Raw genomic sequence first — 2,475 nt, 5'->3', positions numbered from 1 at the left:
GCCAACGGGGAAAAGTTGGGAGAATACTGGAAGGAGGCCGGATCGAATTGGGAAGAGGTCATGGGCGTCTGGGCCAAGGCCCAGAAGTCGGGCTCAAAGTCGAGCCTCAATGAAGTGAACTCAAAGGTCGGCGAAGTGATGAAGACCGCCGAGGAATTCTGGGGCGCTACCTATACCGCCCAGACAGGTAAGACCTTTACCACCGGCTTTGTCACGCCCCTGCTCGCCAAGTACGGCGTCAAAACGTCCGATCCCGCAAGCTACGCAAAGCTCACCCAATCGCAGCAGGCCATGCTGTTCATGGAGTTCTATGACGGCCTGATGAACTACGCCAAGGCCGACCATGTGGACCACTGGATGGGTACGGTCCGCTGGAACCCGCAACTGACCCAGACCCAGGGTTCCGGCGCGGACACGGTGATCGGCCTACTGGACTTCACCGTCCTGAACGGCTCCATCGTGAAGAATAATATTGTCAGCTACGGCGGTGCCTCCAAGTTCACCAATGGCCACGGGGCGGCCGTTGCCGGCCTGATGGTCGGGGCCCACGACGGGACCGGCGTGATGGGGATTTCCCCGCGCTCCCGGGTCATCGCCTACAATCCCTTCGACGAGACCGGGACCGCCGGCTGGGAAGACATCGCCACCGGCGTCAAGATGCTGACCGCCAACCGGGCCAGCATTGTCAACATGTCCCTGGGCATACCGGGAACCACCCTAGACCAGGGCTGGAATGGCGTCTTCAGCCGCCCCGACGTTTCAGGAACGGCGAAGACCAGCCTCTTTGTCGTGGCGGCCGGCAACCAGGGCGTGAGCCAGACGCAGAACATCGACTGGAACTTCAAGACCAATCCGGAGATCCTCGTCGTCGGGTCGGTAACCCTGGACGGCAAGATCTCGAACTTCTCGAACCGCCCGGGAACCGCCTGCCTCCTTTCGGATGGCAAGTGCCTGGCCGGCGCGCGGCTGATGGACCGCTTCCTCGTCGCCCCTGGCGAACTTATCCTTGTGGAGGACGACGCGGGCGGGGTGAAGCGCGCCAGCGGGACTTCCCTTGCGGCGCCCCTGGTCTCCGGTGCGGCCGCCCTCATCCAGGACCGCTGGCCCTGGTTCGCGGCCAAGCCTGCCGAAACCGCCTCTATCCTGCTGAAATCTGCCCGGGACCTGGGCGCGCCAGGTATCGACTCGGTTTACGGTGCTGGTCTGCTGGACATCACGGCAGCCCAGTCACCGCTCGATTTCGGCACCCTGGTCTGGTACAAGGCCGACACCAGCGGAAAGCTGACAGGTTACTCAGTCAAGCAGGTCCTCAGCGATTTTGATTCTGAAGGCAAGAAGGGCATCAGCTCCGCAGGGCTCTACTACTACGCCTTCGAGAAGGTCGGGACCGTGGAGCGGGACTTCGGTATCCCCCTCTCGTCGCGCCTCATCGGGCAAACCTTCACCACGAAGTCAGGATCCTCGGAGTTCTTCCAGGGCTATATCCTCAGCCGACTGAGCGGTTGGGCCAAGTCCCAGAACCGAGGTTTCGCCGAGGGTGGCTCCAGCCTGGGCTTCGGACCGGGCGAGACCCTGGTGGCCAATCCCTGGGGTGCGGACATGACCCTGAGCCTCGCCCCGCGCGAGGTCCGGCCGGGCTTCGACGCCCAGGGCATGGATACGCAGTCCCGCCTGCACCTTTCTACCGATACGGCCACCGCCGACTTCGGTTTCGGGGACGGCGCACGCTACCTGGCGGCCTTCTCTGGCCGGGCCTCGGCCGCCGACTTCAACCCGACCCTCGGCGGGGTGAGCCCCATGCTGGGCCTCGCCTCTGGCGGTGCCTACATGGGCTATGAAGGTCGCCTGACCGACCGGCTCAGCCTCACCACGGGCGCCACGGAGCGCACGGACCGCCGTGACGACACCTCAGGAACTTCGATCCTCCGGGCCGGAAGCGCGGCAGAGACCTACTCGGCCCGCGCCGGTGCTGTCGGCATGACCTACCGGGTCTCAGACGCCATCTCGATCAGCGCCGGCTATGTCCGCCTGAAGGAAGACGCCGCGGTTCTCGGCGTCCAGTCCCTCGAGGCGGCAGACTTCGGCGATGGCGCGGTCAGCGACTCGGTCAATGTCGGCCTGCAGGCGGGACTTGGAGCCAGCTTGCAGCTCAACCTCTCCGGCTCGGTCGGCGAAACCCGCACCGCCGGCTCCGCCGCCCTCCAGACCGAGGCCAGCGGCCTGAAGACCTCCGCCTGGCAGGCCACCCTGTCGGCCCAAGACCTCTTCACCAGCGGCGACACCGCCCGCCTGTCCCTCTCCCAGCCCCTCTTCATCGAGAAGGGCCAGATGAGCTTCAGCGGCGTGGAGGTCGTGAACCGGATGACCGGGGAAAAGGGTATCGTGTCCCGGCCCTTCGACGTGGCTCAGGAGCGCCCCTTCGCCGGCGAGGTCGAGTACGGCCGCCGCCTGCCCTTCGGCCAGTCCGAGGTGTCC

General features: G+C 65.3%; 1 protein-coding gene. It reads left to right on the top strand.

Annotation, left to right across the window (positions count from 1 at the left end; all coding sequences use genetic code 11):
• Positions 1-60: 60 nt before the first annotated feature.
• Positions 61-2,475, top strand: a 2,415-nt coding sequence (locus WCJ52_RS12690) for a S8 family serine peptidase (protein ID WP_336903669.1), incomplete at its 3' end; no start/stop codon positions are given.

Origin of the sequence: Phenylobacterium sp. (genome assembly GCF_037138395.1) — a bacterium.
In the GTDB taxonomy this organism is placed as follows: domain Bacteria; phylum Pseudomonadota; class Alphaproteobacteria; order Caulobacterales; family Caulobacteraceae; genus Phenylobacterium.
This window is presented reverse-complemented; position numbering and strand designations above follow the sequence as displayed.